The sequence below is a fragment of the Streptomyces sp. NPDC086777 genome (assembly GCF_040702065.1).
In the GTDB taxonomy this organism is placed as follows: Bacteria; Actinomycetota; Actinomycetes; order Streptomycetales; family Streptomycetaceae; genus Streptomyces.
Map to the genome: position 1 here is coordinate 314772 of NZ_JBFBJI010000002.1, position 15391 is coordinate 330162.

At 71.1% G+C, this 15391-nt stretch carries 15 protein-coding genes and 6 tRNA genes; 13 read left to right on the forward strand and 8 right to left on the reverse strand.

Annotated features, from left to right (window positions below):
* Positions 1-5 precede the first annotated feature (5 nt).
* From AB0472_RS04015 to AB0472_RS04035, 5 genes are all read right to left on the reverse strand, one after another.
* Positions 6-77 (reverse strand) — tRNA-Val (locus AB0472_RS04015).
* Between the two features lie 34 nt (positions 78-111).
* A tRNA-Val gene (locus tag AB0472_RS04020) sits at positions 112-183 on the reverse strand.
* Between the two features lie 34 nt (positions 184-217).
* Positions 218-289 (reverse strand) — tRNA-Val (locus AB0472_RS04025).
* A 1-nt stretch (position 290) separates the two neighbouring features.
* A tRNA-Cys gene (locus tag AB0472_RS04030) sits at positions 291-364 on the reverse strand.
* Between the two features lie 38 nt (positions 365-402).
* Positions 403-475, reverse strand: a tRNA-Gly gene (locus tag AB0472_RS04035).
* Positions 476-653: 178 nt separating this feature from the next.
* Between AB0472_RS04035 and AB0472_RS04040 the strand changes: the two genes are divergently transcribed.
* From AB0472_RS04040 to AB0472_RS04050, 3 genes are all read left to right on the forward strand, one after another.
* Positions 654-1718: a chorismate-binding protein gene (locus tag AB0472_RS04040; protein WP_366353167.1), complete on the forward strand. Its 1065-nt coding sequence runs from the start codon at positions 654-656 to the stop codon at positions 1716-1718.
* 100 nt (positions 1719-1818) lie between these two features.
* The gene (locus tag AB0472_RS04045; RefSeq protein ID WP_366353169.1) at positions 1819-2640 is read left to right on the forward strand and encodes an aminodeoxychorismate lyase; all 822 of its coding nucleotides are present in this window, start codon (positions 1819-1821) and stop codon (positions 2638-2640) included.
* 74 nt (positions 2641-2714) lie between these two features.
* Positions 2715-3539, forward strand: a complete 825-nt coding sequence (locus AB0472_RS04050) for a GNAT family N-acetyltransferase (RefSeq protein WP_366353171.1) — start codon at positions 2715-2717, stop codon at positions 3537-3539.
* Positions 3540-3602: 63 nt separating this feature from the next.
* On the opposite strand, the gene AB0472_RS04055 is transcribed toward AB0472_RS04050, so the two are convergent.
* Complete coding sequence (locus tag AB0472_RS04055; protein ID WP_366353173.1) at positions 3603-4121, reverse strand: DsbA family protein; 519 nt, start codon at positions 4119-4121, stop codon at positions 3603-3605.
* Positions 4122-4352: 231 nt separating this feature from the next.
* Between AB0472_RS04055 and AB0472_RS04060 the strand changes: the two genes are divergently transcribed.
* Together AB0472_RS04060 and AB0472_RS04065 are read left to right on the forward strand one after the other, a co-directional pair.
* Entirely contained in the window at positions 4353-4805 is a 453-nt protein-coding gene (locus tag AB0472_RS04060) for a hypothetical protein (protein ID WP_366353174.1), read from the forward strand.
* A 266-nt stretch (positions 4806-5071) separates the two neighbouring features.
* Complete coding sequence (locus AB0472_RS04065) at positions 5072-5224, forward strand: hypothetical protein (RefSeq protein ID WP_365293315.1); 153 nt, start codon at positions 5072-5074, stop codon at positions 5222-5224.
* A gap of 107 nt (positions 5225-5331) precedes the next feature.
* On the opposite strand, the gene AB0472_RS04070 is transcribed toward AB0472_RS04065, so the two are convergent.
* Positions 5332-5892: a CGNR zinc finger domain-containing protein gene (locus AB0472_RS04070; RefSeq protein ID WP_366353175.1), complete on the reverse strand. Its 561-nt coding sequence runs from the start codon at positions 5890-5892 to the stop codon at positions 5332-5334.
* Between the two features lie 270 nt (positions 5893-6162).
* The gene (locus AB0472_RS04075; protein WP_004002642.1) at positions 6163-6576 is read right to left on the reverse strand and encodes an SsgA family sporulation/cell division regulator; all 414 of its coding nucleotides are present in this window, start codon (positions 6574-6576) and stop codon (positions 6163-6165) included.
* A gap of 191 nt (positions 6577-6767) precedes the next feature.
* On the opposite strand from AB0472_RS04075, the gene AB0472_RS04080 reads away from it, so the two are divergent.
* The 8 genes from AB0472_RS04080 (at position 6768) to AB0472_RS04115 (ending at position 15372) form a co-directional block, all read left to right on the forward strand.
* Positions 6768-7241, forward strand: a complete 474-nt coding sequence (locus AB0472_RS04080; protein ID WP_366353176.1) for a TIGR02611 family protein — start codon at positions 6768-6770, stop codon at positions 7239-7241.
* Between the two features lie 75 nt (positions 7242-7316).
* A tRNA-Val gene (locus AB0472_RS04085) sits at positions 7317-7388 on the forward strand.
* An 841-nt stretch (positions 7389-8229) separates the two neighbouring features.
* Positions 8230-9516 carry an extracellular solute-binding protein gene (locus AB0472_RS04090; RefSeq protein WP_366353178.1) on the forward strand — a complete coding sequence of 429 codons (1287 nt, stop codon included), beginning with the start codon at positions 8230-8232 and terminating at the stop codon, positions 9514-9516.
* Positions 9517-9527: 11 nt separating this feature from the next.
* Positions 9528-10490 carry a sugar ABC transporter permease gene (locus AB0472_RS04095; RefSeq protein WP_366353180.1) on the forward strand — a complete coding sequence of 321 codons (963 nt, stop codon included), beginning with the start codon at positions 9528-9530 and terminating at the stop codon, positions 10488-10490.
* Positions 10487-11359: a carbohydrate ABC transporter permease gene (locus AB0472_RS04100; protein ID WP_366353182.1), complete on the forward strand. Its 873-nt coding sequence runs from the start codon at positions 10487-10489 to the stop codon at positions 11357-11359. The genes AB0472_RS04095 and AB0472_RS04100 overlap by 4 nt, the downstream gene beginning before the upstream one ends.
* Before the next feature lie 16 nt (positions 11360-11375).
* Positions 11376-11954 (forward strand): hypothetical protein, encoded by a 579-nt coding sequence (locus AB0472_RS04105; RefSeq protein WP_366353462.1) that lies wholly within the window; start codon positions 11376-11378, stop codon positions 11952-11954.
* 112 nt (positions 11955-12066) lie between these two features.
* The gene (locus tag AB0472_RS04110; protein WP_366353184.1) at positions 12067-14805 is read left to right on the forward strand and encodes a Tat pathway signal sequence domain protein; all 2739 of its coding nucleotides are present in this window, start codon (positions 12067-12069) and stop codon (positions 14803-14805) included.
* A gap of 120 nt (positions 14806-14925) precedes the next feature.
* Positions 14926-15372: an SRPBCC family protein gene (locus AB0472_RS04115; protein ID WP_366353185.1), complete on the forward strand. Its 447-nt coding sequence runs from the start codon at positions 14926-14928 to the stop codon at positions 15370-15372.
* The last annotated feature ends 19 nt before the right edge of the window (positions 15373-15391 follow it).

The following is a 15391-nucleotide window of genomic DNA, read 5'->3' on the forward strand; positions in this document are numbered from 1 at the left end:
CTGTGTGGACGATACTGGGATTGAACCAGTGACCTCTTCCGTGTCAGGGAAGCGCTCTCCCGCTGAGCTAATCGTCCTCGGGACCGTGATCCGAGGATCACGGGCACTGCGTGCGCGATACTGGGATTGAACCAGTGACCTCTTCCGTGTCAGGGAAGCGCTCTCCCGCTGAGCTAATCGCGCGGGGCGGATGCACGGCCCTGCGGCCGAGATCCAGTGGACGATACTGGGATTGAACCAGTGACCTCTTCCGTGTCAGGGAAGCGCTCTCCCGCTGAGCTAATCGTCCTTGGAGGTGGAGACGGGATTTGAACCCGTGTAGACGGCTTTGCAGGCCGTTGCCTCGCCTCTCGGCCACTCCACCAGGAGTGCAGGGGATCGGGAAAACCCCTGGTTCCTTCGAGCGGACGACGAGGCTCGAACTCGCGACCTCAACCTTGGCAAGGTTGCGCTCTACCAACTGAGCTACGTCCGCCTGTCGTTTCGGTCCGCTCTCGCGTCCCGGCGACGTGTTGAACTCTAGCGGATTCCCCGGCCAGCACAAAAACGCGTTTGCGCAGCGTGCTGCGCCGGTCCCGGCTGATGCGGTGGTCAGGGCACCCTCGGCGACATGCCGGGGCCACCCCCAGGACACCCGCCATAGACTCGACGACGTGCTTCGTCGTGCTCCTCATCACCCTCCGCTCGCCCGGTTCGGCGACCGTGTCGCCACCGGCCTCCTCGACGTGACCAGTGATCCGGCGGCCCTCGAATCGTCCGGTTTCTGGGCCGTCTGCGCGGACTTCGAGGGCCGGCTGACCTGTGCCCGCTTCGGTGACGTACGAGAGGAACCGGTGCCCGCGCCGGTACCGGGGCGGTGGCGGGGCCCGGCGGCCGGTGACTGGACGTCGTCCCTCGACCGCGCCGCGTACACGGCGGCGGTGCGGCGGATCCGTGCGCACATCGCGGCCGGCGAGGTCTACCAGGCCAACCTCTGCCGCGTGCTGTCCGCGCCGGTCGCCCCGGACGCCGACGTGGACGCCCTGACCGCGCTGCTGGCCCGCGGCAACCCGGCGCCGTACGCCGGAACGATTCGCCTCCCGGCGCACGGCGTGGAGGCGGCCACCGCCTCGCCCGAGCTGTTCCTGCGCCGGACCGGGCGGACCGTCGAGAGCGGTCCCATCAAGGGGACCGGCCGTACCGAGGCGGACCTCCTGGACAAGGACTACGCCGAGAACGTGATGATCGTGGACCTGGTCCGCAACGACATCGGGCGGGTCTGCGCCACCGGCACCGTGACCGTCCCCGATCTGTGCGCCGTGGAGAAGCACCCGGGGCTGGTGCACCTCGTCTCCACGGTCCGGGGCGAGCTGCGCGCCGCCGCCGGCTGGCCCGACCTGCTCGGCGCGGCCTTCCCGCCCGGCTCGGTCACCGGCGCGCCGAAGTCGAGCGCCCTGCGGATCATCGAGGCCCTGGAGACCGCGCCGCGCGGCCCGTACTGCGGCGGCATCGGCTGGGTGGACGCGGACCGGGGCGTCGGCGAGCTGGCGGTGGGCATCCGCACCTTCTGGATCGACCGGTCCGCCGACGGCGACGTGCTCCGGTTCGGTACCGGCGCCGGGATCACCTGGGGCTCCGACCCGGAGGGCGAATGGCGGGAGACCGAACTGAAGGCCGCCCGGCTGCTCGCGATAGCGTCGGGTACGTACGACGTGACCGAAGGACGTCCCGGGTGCTGAGCAGGCCCGCCGGACGGCCTTCGGACCCCGGCCGGTCCGCAGCGCCGGATGCCCTGACGCATCCGTCGCACCGGGCGCTGACTTGTAGAGGTAGAGAGCAGTGAAGATCTGGCTGGACGGCGGGTTGCAGGACGTGGAGTCCGCGCGTGTCTCCGTCTTCGACCACGGGCTGACCGTGGGGGACGGCATCTTCGAGACGGTGAAGGCGACCGGGGGACGGCCCTTCGCCCTCACCCGCCACCTCGACCGGCTGACCCGCTCGGCCCGCGGCCTCGGCCTGCCCGACCCCGACCACGACGAGGTCCGCCGGGCCTGTGCGGCGGTCCTGGCGGCCAACCCCATGGCACTGGGCCGGCTGCGCATCACCTACACCGGCGGCCACGGTCCCCTCGGTTCCGACCGCGGCGACCGCGGCCCCACCCTGGTGGTCGCCCTCGGTGAGACCGGCCGCCGCGCCGACTCCACCGCCGTGATCACGGTCCCCTGGACCCGCAACGAGCGCGGCGCGCTCACCGGCCTGAAGACCACCTCCTACGCGGAGAACGTCGTCGCCCTGGCCCACGCCCACCGGCACGACGCCTCCGAGGCCCTGTTCGCCAACACGGTCGGGCAGCTCTGCGAGGGCACCGGCTCCAACGTCTTCGTCGTCCTCGACGGCGAGATCCACACCCCGCCGGTCTCCTCCGGCTGCCTGGCCGGCATCACCCGCGCCCTGACCGTCGAGTGGACCGGCGCCCGCGAGACCGACCTGTCTCTGGACGTCCTGGAGCAGGCCGACGAGATCTTCCTCACCTCCACCCTGCGTGACGTCCAGGCCGTGCACCGCGTCGACGACCGTGCGCTCCCCGGTGCCCCGGGCCCGGTGACCGCCAAGGCCATGCGCGTCTTCGACGAGCGTTCGGGTGACGATCTGGATCCCTGAGAGCCGCACGGGACTTTGCCGGACCGGGCCCCGCCGGGCTGACGTCAGCCTCCCGGGCGGGTAGAACACGGCTGATGACCACGACCCTGCGGCCGACCGAGCCGCTCCAGCACGGCGCCGACGGGGCGCCGTCCCGCCACTTCCAGGTGTGCGTGAACGGCCGCCCGGTCGGCGCCCTACGCCTCGGCACCTCGCCCCGTCTCGGAGCCGGGGTGGCCCGGATCGCCGACCTGCGCATCGAGGAGCCCGACCGGCACCGGGGCCGGGGCACCGTGGCCGCGCTCGCCGCGGAGGAGGTGGCACGGGGCTGGGGCTGCCGGCAGATCGAGGTGGCCGTCCCGGCCACGGCGGAGCCGGCGCTGCGGCTCGTCACGGCGCTCGGGTACGTCCCGCGCAACCGCAGGTTGGAGAAGCACCTCGGTGACACCCCGCCCGCCCTGCCGGCCGGCAGCCTCGGCCGCGCCATGACCGGGGAGGAGTTCGAGGGGTGGCTCGCGCACGAGTCCGAGGCGCACGCGCGCTCGTGGACCGAGCGGGGCCTGCCCGAAGCCGAGGCGCGCGAGAAGGTGCGGCGTGACCACGAGCGGCTGCTGCCCCGGGGGCGCGCCACCGCGGACATGCGGTTCAGCATCCTGGAACACGAGGGGACGCGCGTCGGCACCCTGTGGCTGTCCCTCGGGCAGGACCGGGCCTGGGTGTACGACGTCGAGGCCGACGCCGCGCACCGCGGCCGGGGGCACGGCCGCACCCTCATGCTGCTGGCGGAGCACCAGACGATCGCGGCCGGCAGACCCGTCCTCGGCCTCAACGTGTTCGCCGGCAACACCCCGGCGGAGCGGCTCTACGAGTCCCTGGGGTACGTCACGGTCTCCGGCATCTACTACAAGAACCTGATCTGAGGCCCGGTCACTTCCGCCCGGCCGTTTCCGCGGACCGCTCCCGGCCCCGGCTCTCCGGCCGGGTCACTCCCGTTCGGCCAGCAACCGGTCGGCGATCTCCGTCACCCGCTCGCGCAGGCCCTCCTGGCTCTTGCCGCCGTCGAGGCGTTCGCCGCCGATGACGTACGTCGGGGTGCCGGTCACGCCGATGGCCTTGCCCTCGGCCTGGTCGGCGTCCACGATCAGGATGTGCCGGCCGTCGATCAGTGCGGTGTCGAACTCCTCGGCGTCCAGACCCAGTTCACCGGCCACCTCGACCAGGAACGGCTCGCCCTCGCGGTCCAGCCGCTCGACCCGGCCGAGGACCGCCTCCACGTACTCCCAGCCCCTGCCCTGCACCAGGGCTTCCTCGGCGGCCTGCGCGGCGGCGAAGGCGTGCTTGTGCTTCTCCAGCGGGAAGTGCCGCAGCCGCAGCTCCAGCCGGTCGCCGTACCGGGCCCGCAGGGCGCGGAGGTCGTCCAGGGCGCTGCGGCAGTCGGAACACTGGAGTTCACACCAGACGTCGAGGACCGGGGCGTCGGCGCGCGCGGGGGAGTCGTTCATGGCGGCCAGTCTTCCAGGCCGTGCTCCGTCCACCCAATCGAGACGGGCGAGGGCGGCCGGCGGCGCCGGGTGGGGCCGCGGCTCGTCCCTGGGGTGGAGGTGCCCCCGAGAGGACCCCGAGATGCCCCTGATTGTCGGGCCTGGACATGGATCGCACGGGCCGGGCGGTGCACGATGGAAGGGGCGGAGCAGCGCCCGCACTCCGCCCGACCCAGCCCGCAGGAGGACCGGATGATTGCCGAGACAGTCTGTTCCGCCGTGTCCGCGGCAGGCCTGGGCATCGCCGTGGTCACCGCCTACCGCAAGCGGTACCTGGCGGCGGCCCGTACCGCCGCCTACTCCCTCGTTCCCATCGGCCTGGTGATGACCGGCGTGGTCGGCTGGCTCGCCGACACCGCCTTCAGCCCGACCGCCTGGGCGGGCTTCGGCGTGCTCGGCGCGGCCTGGGCGCTGTTCGCCGCCACCCGCGCCGTGGAGCGCCGGCGCGGGGGCACCCGCGGCACCCGTGCCGAGCGGAAGGCGGCCGCCCGGGGGGCTGAGCGCGACGCCGTCGCACCCGCCGCCCCGGCGCCGTCCCTGAGCCCGGCCACCCGCCCGGCTGCCAGGCCCGCGGCTCCCCGCGGCACCGGTTCGGGTGACGACTTCAGCGACATCGAGGCCATCCTCAAGAAGCACGGGATATGACACACCGCGGCGGCGGACCGGGCACGGGGGGACGGCGCCCGGCAGCACGCGGGGCGCGGGGCGCGGCGCAGTTCAGCCGGGTTGCGGGCGCATGCATATGACAATCACATGAGGCATTGAAACGACACAGTGCGCCTACGGCCCGCGCGGAAGTGTTCAGAAGGCGAGCGGAAGCGAAACGGACATCGCGGAATTCGGCGAACTCCTGCCCATTCCGGGCGTGTTGATCGCGTGGCGGGTGCCCACTGGGACATCATCACCGCGAGATGCTGGACACGAAACAGAGCGAGGCCGCGCCGCCGAAGGACGAGCCCCGCGGGTGCCTCTTCGCCCTTTCCCAGCCACCGCTGATGATCTTCCTAGCGGTGATCGGGTGTCTGATTCTCATGGCTGCGCTGCACGACCTGCTGTGGCTGTGAGCCGTACCCGCCAGTCCCGGCGCCACCCGCCGGGACCGGCGTCGGCATCCCCCCGGCGCTCCGCCGGTGCTCCGGCCACGGGGATCCTCCCGTCGACGTCTCCCCGATCAGCCCGCCGCCTCCTTGCGGCGTGCCCGGTACGCGGCGACATGCAGACGGTTTCCGCAGGTCCGGCTGTCGCAGTAGCGGCGCGAACGGTTGCGGGAGAGGTCGACGAAGGCGCGCCGGCAGTCCGGGGCCTCGCAGCGCCGCAGCCGCTCCTGCTCCCCGGCGACGACGAAGAACGCGAGCGCCATCCCGCAGTCGGCGGCGAGGTGGTCGGCCACCGAGGCGCCGGGCGCGAAGTAGTGCACGTGCCAGTCATAGCCGTCGTGGTCCGTGAGCCGGGGCGTGGTGCCCGCGGCCGCGACCAGCTCGTTGATCATCCCGGCGGCGGTCCTGGGGTCCGGAGCGGCGAAGATGCCCGCGAACCGGCCGCGGATCTTGCGCACCGCCGACAGATCGAACTCCGACAGCACCCCCACATCGCTGATGTCGTGGTTTCGTACGAAATCACGGAGGGCCGCGACGTCGGGCAGCCCGTCCACCGCCGCGTCGTCCTCCGGCACGGTGTTCACCAGATCCACCACGGCGTCGAGAGAACACCGGGTGTCGTGGGTGATCAGCACGTTTCGCTCCCTGGCCTGAGGGTCGGGCGGGCGCCCGCCGATGGTGGCCGATGGTAGCGACATACGGCGGCCCCGCACCGTGCCCTGTCCCACTCGTGACTGACCGGTACAACGCGCACCGCCCCCCGGCGGTTCCACGGGCATGCGGACACACCGGTGCCGCCCCGTGACCCAACACGGTGGCGGCGCCGGTGCTGCCGTATGCGGTTGTCTAGGCCCGAGCCGTCTCCCCGAGTGGACGGCGCCGGGCGGCTTGGAGGGGGTGTGCCCTCAGCTCTCCGCCAGGATGTGCGAGAGCTCCTGATCGAGATCGAAGTGGCGGTGTTCCGTGCCCGGGGGCACGGCGGCGTCCGTCCGCTTCAGGAAGGACTCCAGAGCCCGCGCAGGGGCTTCCAGTAGGGCTTCTCCCTCCGGAGAGCTCAGGGCGATGCACACGACGCCCTGACCGTGACTGCGGGACGGCCAGACGCGGACGTCTCCGGTGCCGGTGGGGCGGTGGAGCCCCTCGGCGAGGAGGTCGCGGGCGAACACCCACTCGACGGTCTCCTCGGCTCCGGTGTGGAAGGTGGCGTGCACGGCGTAGGGGTCGGCCGTGTCGTACCGCAGGCCTGCGGGGACAGGCAGGGATGACTCGCTCGACACAACGAGGCGCAGGTGCAGCTCGCAGCTGACCGTGGTGTTCATAAGCGCCAGGGCCTTTCGCTCAGTGTGCGCTCGGGGATTCGCACGTCGGCGAAATCGACATGCCACCTACGGTGCCGTTGTAAACCCCTCTGAGTGTTTTGCGTGTGTTTACGTAACTCTTCCGGCCGAGAACCCGGACGCGATCTACGACCATTCCGGTGACCGGAATCGCTCAGGTAGGGTTTGGTCGTATGAATACGGGGAGTAACGAACCGGGCGAGGCCGCCGTGGCCTCGGACGGCGGCGGGGCGGACGGGACGGACGGGACGGCGGCGGGACCGGCACGCGACGAGCGCGGGCTCGGATCGCGGGCGCCCGAGTTCGTCAGGGCGCGCCGGGTGCTGCACCTGAGCTGGCAGGTCGGGGTCTTCGCGATCGGCCTGGCGGTGGTGGCCGTGGGCATCGTCCTGCTGCCGCTGCCCGGGCCCGGCTGGGTGATCATCTTCGCCGGCATGGCGATCTGGGCCACCGAGTTCGTCTGGGCCCAGCTGGTGCTTCGCTGGACGAAACGGAAGGTCACGGAGGCGGCCCAGAAGGCCTTCGACCCCAAGGTGCGCCGCCGCAACATCACGCTCACGACGATCGGCCTGGTGGTCGTGGCCGCCGGGGCCGGGGTCTACCTCTCCAGGTTCGGCATCGTGGTGCCCTGGAAGATCGAGGAGTGATCCGGCCGCCGGCCCGGGCCCCCGGCGACTGGTCGGGGGCACCCCCTGACATGGGGTAATGTTCTTCCTGCGCCCGGGCGATTAGCTCAGTGGGAGAGCGCTTCGTTCACACCGAAGAGGTCACTGGTTCGAACCCAGTATCGCCCACCCGGAACCGCGGCCCACCTGCGAGACAGCAGGTGGGCCGCGGTCGTTTCGTGCCTCGGGGAGGGCCGCCGCGTTCGCCGCGGCGCCGGCCGACCGCGGCGAGCGGGCTGCGGCCGGGTCCGTGCGCGAGTGGGCGCCGCGGGAAGACCGCGCTGCCCCTGCGGTGCGGGACCGCGAGCGGGCGGGCCCGAGGGGTGCGTGCCGGTGGAGCCCCGTAGCTCCTGGCGGCCCGGGGTGCGGCGCTCCGGTGGGCCGCTGAGCCGTCGGGTTCTCGGATCTCCGCCCGTCCCGCTGCAGGCCCAGCCCAGCCCCGGCCCGGCCCAGCCCCGGCCCAGCCCCGGCCCCGGCCCGGCCCAGCCCGGCCCGGCCGCTCCGGGCTCTCGCCAGGGGCTCGTGAACGGCTGTCGGCGCGGCCCGGGGCGAGGGCGTGCCCCGGCGGCTCCGCCGTGCGTCCGTGCGGGGAATCCGCGCGGGAATCCGTGGGGGGGGGGGGAAAAAATCCGTGCCGCTGCCGGGGCGCACACCTCCGACCACTGCCGGCCTCGGCGCACCCCGCCGCCCCCGCCGCCCCCGTCGCGCTCGCCGAAGCCAACCCGTAACCGCCTTCTCCCGTGGGCCACTTCACGTTCGGCCCCTCGACCGCACGCCCCTCACCTGCGACGTCGCCCGCCCCCGGCCTCCCGCCGCCGCCCCGTCCCGCTCCGCCCAGCCGCTCCCGCCCACAAGAAATTCCTGTCCGAATCATTGACGCCTCACCGGCCCCTCCGTAACTTGTGCCAGCAAGCGCTTACTTGAAACGATTCATGCAGGCGTCGGCGACGCTGCGGGGAGGGGCCCGACTGTGGGAACCAGCAGGAACGTGGAGAGACGGACCATCCTGAAGGCGGCCGGGGCCTCGGCTGTGGCGCTCGGCCTCGCCGGGACGGCCGGGTGCGGAGGCGGCACCGGCTCCGGGGACGGGACGGTGACGATCCGTTACTCGTGGTGGGGTGCCGAGGAGCGCGCCCAGAAGATCAACAAGACCATCGCGCTCTTCGAGAAGAAGTACCCGAAGATCAAGGTCAAGACCGACTTTCAGACGTACGCATCGTTCTGGGAGAAGTTCCAGACCCAGGCGGCCGGCGGAAATCCCCCGGACGTTTTCCAAAATGCCGTCACCTTTCTCCGGAAGTACGACAAGCGCGGAATTCTGCTCGACCTCAAGTCACAGGTGCAGGCAGGAAATCTGAGCCTGGATCACTTCCGGGCCGGCGTGACGAAGGTCGGCGAGGTCGACGGAAAGCAGCTCGGAATCCCCGTCGGCTCCAACACCATGGCGCTGGTCATCGACAAGAAGCTCTTCGCGAAGGCCGGCGTCGAGCCACACCCGGGCTGGACCTGGGACGACTACTTCAAGGCCCTGAAGACCGTCCACGACAGGACGAAGGTCGCGGGGGACACCGGCTACTTCACCATCATGTACCTGTACGACCTCTACCTCCGCCAGAACGGCAAGGCCTTCTACACCGCCGACGGACTCGGCTTCGACAAGGCCGACCTCACGGAGTGGTGGACCGACGGCTACAGCCGCGTCAAGGCCGGCATCGTCACCGACCCCAAGGTCGTGGCCCAGGACTTCCCCAAGTCCTCCCTCTCCGCGGGCCACGGCGGATCGGAGTTCACCTGGGACAACTTCACCGTCCGCTACTCCGCCGAGGGCGACAGCACCTACGGCCTCGCGCCGATCCCGACCATGGACGGCAAGCACACCGGGCAGTACCTCGCCTCCCTGATGCTGAGCGCCTCCGCCCGCACCGCCCACCCCGAGGAGGTCGCGCAGTTCATCGACTTCATGGTGCACGACCCCGAGGTCGGCAAGATCATGGGCTACGACCGGGGCATCCTCGCGAGCACCGAGCAGTACACGGCGTACCGGCCGACGGACGCCGTGAACAAGGAGATCGCGCAGTACGAGGACGACACCGCCAAGGCCGGCGTCCTCGGGACGATCACCCCGCACCCCTCCGGTGCCGACACCATCGAGGCCGCCTTCCTGCGCATCGGCGGCGACCTCGGCCAGGGCAAGAGCAAGGTCTCCGACGCGGTGAAGCAGTTCTTCACCGAGTCCGAGGCCGCCTTCCAGGCCTGAGGGGACCTGCCGTGACGCTCGTCAACGACTCCCCGCCCGCCGCCCGCAAGACGCGTCCGGCCGCCTCCGCCACCACGGGGCGGCGGCCCGGCCGCCGGCGCGAGAACCTCGCCGGCTACCTCTTCATGTCCCCGTGGATCGCGGGCTTCCTGCTGCTGACCGCGGGCCCGATGGTCGCCTCCCTCTACTTCGCGTTCACGGACTACAACCTCTTCAACACCCCGAAGTGGGTCGGGCTCGACAACTTCACCAAGATGTTCGGCGACCCCCGCTGGCAGAAGTCGGTGGAGGTGACCGCGAAGTACGTGGTCGTCGGCACCCCGCTGAAGCTGCTGCTCGCCCTCGGGGTGGCCCTGCTCCTCGCCCAGAGCCGCCGGGGTCAGGCCTTCTACCGGGCCGCCTTCTACGCCCCCTCGCTCATCGGCGCGAGCGTCTCGGTCGGCTTCGTCTGGCGGTCGCTGTTCTCCGACGACGCGATCGTGGACCGGACCCAGTCCTTCTTCGGCTGGCACGTCGGCGGCTGGGTCGGCAACGCCGACTGGGTGCTGTACAGCCTGGTCGCGCTGACCGTGTGGCAGTTCGGCGCGCCCATGGTCATCTTCCTGGCGGGCCTGAAGCAGGTGCCGAAGGAGCTCTACGAGGCGGCCGAGATGGACGGTGCCGGGCCGCTGCGCAGGTTCTGGAACATCACCCTGCCGATGATCTCCCCGGTGCTGTTCTTCAACGTGCTTCTGGAGACCATCCACTCCTTCCAGATCTTCGGCTCGGCGTACGTCGTCTCCAACGGCACCTGCGGACCGGCCGACGCCACCCTCGTCTACACCTGCTACCTCTACGAGCAGGGCTTCAAGAACGCCCAGATGGGCTTCGCCGCCGCGATGGCCTGGATGCTGCTGCTGGCCGTGGCGCTCGTGACGGCCGTCCTCTTCTGGTCCCAGAAGAAGTGGGTGCACTACGAGGAGGACGCCCGATGAGCGCGGCCACGACGAAGCCGTCCCTGCCGGGCCGCCGCCGGGCCGGATCCCTCGGCTGGCACCTCGGCGCCCTGCTGATCCTCGCGGTCATCCTCTACCCGGTGGTCTGGGTGATCGGCGCGTCCTTCAAACCCGGCAAGGACATCATCAACAGTCTCCGGCTGTTCCCGGCCCACCCCATCCTGTCCAACTTCAAGGGCCTCGCCGACGGCATAGCGGACATCAGCATCTGGACGTTCTTCGAGAACTCCCTCTTCTACGCGGTCGGCGCCGTCGTCGGCGTTCTGGTCTCCTGCTCCCTCACCGCCTACGCCTTCGCCCGCATCCGGTTCGCCGGCCGCAACCTGCTCTTCTCCCTGATGATCGGCACCCTGCTCCTGCCGTACCACGTGCTCCTGATCCCGCAGTACGTGATGTTCCAGAAGCTGGGCTGGATCAACACCTACACCCCGCTGCTGATCGGCAAGTACCTCGCCACCGAGGCGTTCTTCGTCTTCCTCATGGTGCAGTTCATGCGGAACCTGCCCCGGGAACTCGACGAGGCGGCCCGGCTCGACGGCTGCGGGCACTTCCGCATCTACTGGTCGATCGTGCTGCCGCTGTGCCGGCCCGCCCTCATCACCAGCGCGATCTTCACCTTCATCAACGCCTGGAACGACTTCATGGGCCCGCTGATCTACCTGAACGAACCCGGCAAGTACACGGTCTCGCTGGGCCTGATGATGTTCCGCGACTCCGACGGCGTGGCCGCCAACTACGGCGGGATGATCGCCATGTCCCTGGTCGCGCTGCTGCCGGTGCTGCTGTTCTTCCTCGCCTTCCAGCGCTATCTGATCGACGGGATGGCGACCTCAGGACTGAAGGGCTGATGACGTCGTGGCCGACGTGCGCGCAAAGCCGTCCGTCTTCGCGGAGCGGTTCGGAGTCTTCGCCGAGTGCCTGCTCACCGGGGTGTGGATCGCGGTCGCGTCCCTGGGGGTGGTCACCTACCCGGCCGCCTTCGCCGCCGGCGCCCGGCACCTGCGCCGCCGTACCGGGCAGGTGGGCGGCGGGCGGCGGGAGTTCGCGACCGACTTCCGGGCCGCCCTGCGCGGCGGGTGGGTCGTCGGGCTCGCCGGCTGGGGTGCGGTCGCCGCCGCCTGGGTGGACGTCCGGGCCGTGCGCGCCGGGCTGCCCGGCGGGCCGCTCGTCGGTGCGCTGGGCCTGTTCGCGGTGATCGGCCTCGTGGTCACGGGGCTGCGCGCGGCGGCCGTCTGGGTGCCCGGCGACCGATGGCGCACCCTGCTCGCGGCGGCCGGCCGCCGTACCGTCCGGGACCCCGGCGGATCCTTCCTGCTCGTCGGGGGAGCGGTCCTCGTGGTCTGTTCCGCGCTGCTCATCGCACCGCTCGCGGTGCCCGTGCTCGGCGCCGTGGCGGCGGCGGCCGTCGCGGTCGAGGAGCGGTACCGGCGCCGCCGCGGCTGACCTGCCCCGCGCCCGGTCCGGCGCCTCGCGCCGTGCGTGTACCTGTCATGCACCTGATCATCATGCCGCTCACGACGCTCCATTCCCCCGCACCCGCACGGAAAGGCGGACCATGTCTCCCATCCCCCGCAGGTCCCTCCTCAAGGCCGCCGCCGTCGCCGGCGCCGCCGCCCACTTCAGCTGGTCGCTGGGAGCGCCGGACGCGCAGGCCGCGCCCGGAGCCGAGGCCGCCGACGCGGACCCGGTGACCCTGGACTGGCTGGAGGGCGGCGGACTCGGCGCCGCGCCCGGCTCGACCGTCGGCGTGCCCTGGCCGATGGGCGCGTTCCAGGAAGACCAGGCCTTCGCACTGACCGACGAGGACGGCAAGGACGTGCCCGTCCAGTCCTGGCCGCTCGCCCACTGGCCCGACGGCTCCCTCAAGTGGACGGCCCACGCCGTGAGTTCGGGCAACGGCAAGCTCACCCTCGCGGCAGGCGCCCCGGCCGCCCCGGCGCGGCAGGTCACCGTCGACCGGCACGGCGGCACGATCGACGTCTCCACCGGTGTGATCACCGTGAAGATCGGCAGGAACGGCGCCACGATCGTCAGGTCCGTCACCCGGGGTTCGACGGAGATCGCCAGGAACGGACGGCTCGTCCTCGTCCGCCAGCCCGAGATCGAGGACGAGGACCAGGGCACGGTCAGGACGGAGCGCTTCGACGGCGCGATCGACTCCGTCACCGTCGAACAGGACGGCCCGGTCCGGGCCGTCGTCCGCGTCGACGGCAAGCATCGCAGGGGAAGCCGGAGTTGGCTGCCGTTCTCGATCCGGCTCTACTTCTACGGGGGCGCCGACTCCTTCCGCATGGTCCACACGATCACCTACGACGGCACCCAGGAGCCGGGCAGGGCGAGCGGCGACTTCATCCGCGGGCTCGGCGTCCGCTTCAGCGTACCGATGCGCGACGAGGCGTACGACCGGCACGTGCGGATCGGCGGTGAGGGAACGGGCCTGCTGCGCGAGGCCGTCCAGGGCATCACCGGCCTGCGCCGCGACCCCGGCGCGACCGTCCAGGCGGCCCAGTACGCCGGGCAGCGGCTCGCCGACCCGTCCACCTGGGACCAGCGCGTCACCACCCGCCTCCAGTACATCCCGCACTGGGGCGACTACACCCTCGCCCAGCTCTCCGCCGACGGCTTCACCCTGCGCAAGCGCACGAAGAAGGGGTACGGCTGGATCGCGGCCGGCGGCGGCAGGCGGGCCTCCGGGTTCGGATACGTCGGCGGGGCGAGCGGCGGACTCTCCTTCGGCCTGCGGGACTTCTGGGAGAAGTTCCCGGCCCAGCTCGACATCCGCGACGCCCACACCGACACGGCCGAGGTCACCCTCTGGCTCTGGTCGCCCGAGGCCCAGCCGATGGACCTGCGCTTCTACCACGACGGCATGGGCCAGGACACCTACGCCAAGCAGCTCGAAGGCCTTGAGATCACCTACGAGGACTACGAGCCCGAGTTCGGCACCCCGTACGGCATCGCCCGGACCTCCGAACTCCTCTTCTGGGCCAACGAGTCGACCCCGTCGGCGGACGTCCTGGCCGAACAGGTCGCGGCGGTGCGGACGTTGCCGCAGCTCGCCGCCCCGCCCCGGCAGCTCGTCAAGGCCAAGGTCTTCGGCCCCGGCCTGTTCTCCGAGCCGGACCGCTCCACCGCCGCCAAGGCGAAGATCGAGGACCACCTCGACTTCCTCTTCACCTACTACAAGGACCAGGTGGAGCAACGCCGTTGGTACGGCTTCTGGGACTACGGCGACTTCATGCACACCTACGACACCGTGCGCCACCAGTGGCGGTACGACATCGGCGGCTACGCCTGGGACAACTCCGAGCTCTCGCCCGACCTGTGGCTCTGGTACGCGTACCTCCGCAGCGGCCGCTCGGACATCTTCCGGTTCGCCGAGGCGCTCACCCGGCACACCGGCGAGGTGGACGTCTACCACATCGGCCAGTGGGCGGGGCTCGGCACCCGGCACGGCATCCAGCACTACGCCGACAGCGCCAAACAACAGCGCATCGCCAACACCACCTACCGGCGCTTCTACTACTTCCTCACCGCCGACGAACGCGTCGGCGACCTCATGGCCGCCAACGTCGACTCCGACGAGACGTTCCTCGTCCTCGACCCGCAGCGCAAGGTCCGCACCGACCCCTACACCCCCGACCGGCACGCCCTCTCCATCGGCTTCGGCACCGACTGGAGCGGCCTGGTCTCGGCCTGGCTGACCGAGTGGGAACGCAAGGGCCCCAAGTGGGAGAAGGCCAGGGCCCGGGTCCTGTCGACCATGGCGGGCATCGCCGCACAGCCCAACGGCTTCGTCCAGGGCAGCGGCCTGTACGACCTCGACACCGGCAGGTTCGCGACCGCCACCACCCCGGTGGTCTCCGTCTCCCACCTCTCGGCGGTCTTCGGCCTCAACGAGCTCTGCGCCGAACTGATCCACCTCGTCGACATGCCGGAGTTCAACGAGGCGTACTTCGACTACTGCCGCTATTTCAACGCCACCAAGACGGAACAGGCGGCACGCTACGGCTCCACCTTCGGCACCCTGCTGCTGTTCCAGGGCCACTCGCGTCTCGACGCCTACGCCGCCGTACAGACCGGCGACGCGACGCTCGCCAAGCGCGCGTGGACGAAGTTCTACAGCTCGGACGGCTACACGGAGTCCTCGCCCTGGAGGACCGAGCCGCTCTCCGGACCGGTCACGCTCGTCGCGGGCAGCGAGGCGAGCTGGGTGTCGTCCAACGACACCGCGCTCTACGGGCTCGCCGCCATCGAGAACCTGGCCCTGCTCGGCGACAGGATGCCCTCGTAGCGGGGGTGGGGGAGCGCCGTCGCACGGGCGGCGGCGCTCGCACCGGCGAGTGTGGTGCAGGTCACGCCGTGCGGGCATGAGTACGCGTACTCAGTTCGGCCGGCCGGGCAGACTCCGTCCATGGACTGGACCCACTACCGTTTCCGCAGCCTGTGGTCCCTGCCGGTGCCGCTCACCGTCGTCTACGACGCGCTGGAGCGGGTCGAGGACTATCCGGGCTGGTGGCCGCAGGTGCGGTCGGTGAGCCGACTGAACGACACGACGGGGGTCGTCACGATCCGCTCCGTCCTTCCCTACGACATGACGTTCACGGCGCGGGAGACGCGACGCGATCCGCGGGCCGGCGTGCTGGAGGCCGCGATGACCGGTGACATCGAGGGCTGGTCCCGCTGGACGGTCGCCGCCGACGGCGCGGGCAGCCTCGCCCGCTACGACCAGGTGGTCGACGTGAACAAGGCGCTGCTGCGCCGACTCGCCGTCCCCGGGCGGCCGTTCTTCCGCGCAAACCACCGGTGGATGATGCGGGCGGGACGGCGGGGACTGCTCCGCCACCTCCAAGCGGTTTGAACGGAACCCGCCGGTACCT

What these genes read in the sequence shown, in the direction of transcription:
- AB0472_RS04050 (WP_366353171.1), top strand. Translation starts at nt 2,715, where the DNA reads ATGACCACGACCCTGCGGCCGACCGAGCCGCTCCAGCACGGCGCCGAC.
- AB0472_RS04055 (WP_366353173.1), bottom strand. Translation starts at nt 4,121, where the DNA reads ATGAACGACTCCCCCGCGCGCGCCGACGCCCCGGTCCTCGACGTCTGG.
- AB0472_RS04060 (WP_366353174.1), top strand. Translation starts at nt 4,353, where the DNA reads ATGATTGCCGAGACAGTCTGTTCCGCCGTGTCCGCGGCAGGCCTGGGC.
- AB0472_RS04065 (WP_365293315.1), top strand. Translation starts at nt 5,072, where the DNA reads ATGCTGGACACGAAACAGAGCGAGGCCGCGCCGCCGAAGGACGAGCCC.
- AB0472_RS04075 (WP_004002642.1), bottom strand. Translation starts at nt 6,576, where the DNA reads ATGAACACCACGGTCAGCTGCGAGCTGCACCTGCGCCTCGTTGTGTCG.
- AB0472_RS04080 (WP_366353176.1), top strand. Translation starts at nt 6,768, where the DNA reads ATGAATACGGGGAGTAACGAACCGGGCGAGGCCGCCGTGGCCTCGGAC.
- AB0472_RS04100 (WP_366353182.1), top strand. Translation starts at nt 10,487, where the DNA reads ATGAGCGCGGCCACGACGAAGCCGTCCCTGCCGGGCCGCCGCCGGGCC.
- AB0472_RS04110 (WP_366353184.1), top strand. Translation starts at nt 12,067, where the DNA reads ATGTCTCCCATCCCCCGCAGGTCCCTCCTCAAGGCCGCCGCCGTCGCC.
- AB0472_RS04115 (WP_366353185.1), top strand. Translation starts at nt 14,926, where the DNA reads ATGGACTGGACCCACTACCGTTTCCGCAGCCTGTGGTCCCTGCCGGTG.